1 pseudogene is annotated in these 820 nt (G+C 64.3%); it reads left to right on the top strand.

Going from position 1 to position 820, the window contains the following annotated elements:
• Positions 1–47: 47 nt before the first annotated feature.
• Positions 48–737: pseudogene (locus IVB32_RS03850) on the top strand (ERF family protein); the annotation flags it as partial.
• Between the last annotated feature and the right edge of the window lie 83 nt (positions 738–820).

The following is an 820-nucleotide window of genomic DNA, read 5'->3' on the forward strand; positions in this document are numbered from 1 at the left end:
CTACGCCCTCCCTGCGTCACGAGCCCGGCGAAGCTCTCTCATCCTGATTGACGCTGCACTTCCATCCTGATTGCCGCGCCGCAGGTGCCCTCGCCCGGGCGCAGGCCGAGCTAACCAACCCGGAAAAGACCCAAAAGGCGGTAATCCGGTCCCCCTTCCCGCGGGAGGACGACCGGACCTTCCGCTACGCCTCCTTGGCCTCCGGCCTGGACCTTGTCCGCAAGACCCTCAGCAAGCAGGAGATCGCAACCGTCCAGACCACACGGATCGACTCCAGCAGCGGTCAAGTGCCTCTCACGATCCTGCTGGCCCATGCCTCCGGCGAATGGATCTCCTCCGATTGGCCGGTCTGCGCCGCAAAGGAGGTCGAGGCGCCGCATCGGGTGGGAGCCTCATTGACCTATGCCCGCCGCTACGCCCTATTTGCTCTGGTTGGCATTACCGGTGAGGACGACCTCGACGCCACGGATGCAATCGCCGGCCCTCCTGCTGCCGAACCGCAAACGGCTCCCGGCCAAAAGGGGAAGTACGCCAAAGCCGTCTTGAACCGACCGGCTGTCCTGAAGCCCCAGCAATCAGCTGAGCTACGGCAGCGGCTGCTGGCCGACCTGGCGGCAGCCATGGGGAATAGCCACGACCTCCTGGCTTGGGCCAAAGCCAGCCTTCCCCTGAAGAACACCCTCCTGGAGGCGGACGCCCGGACGCTTGAGGCGGCCTATCAGCTGAGGTTCGAGGAGACTGAGCTGCTGCCGGTTTGATGGACACCGAGATTGGGTGTTTTATCGAGCCAGAGGTGGGTCATGCAGAGACGGAAGTTCAG

This window comes from Bradyrhizobium sp. 23, from assembly GCF_023073295.1.
Lineage (GTDB): Bacteria > Pseudomonadota > Alphaproteobacteria > Rhizobiales > Xanthobacteraceae > Bradyrhizobium > Bradyrhizobium canariense_D.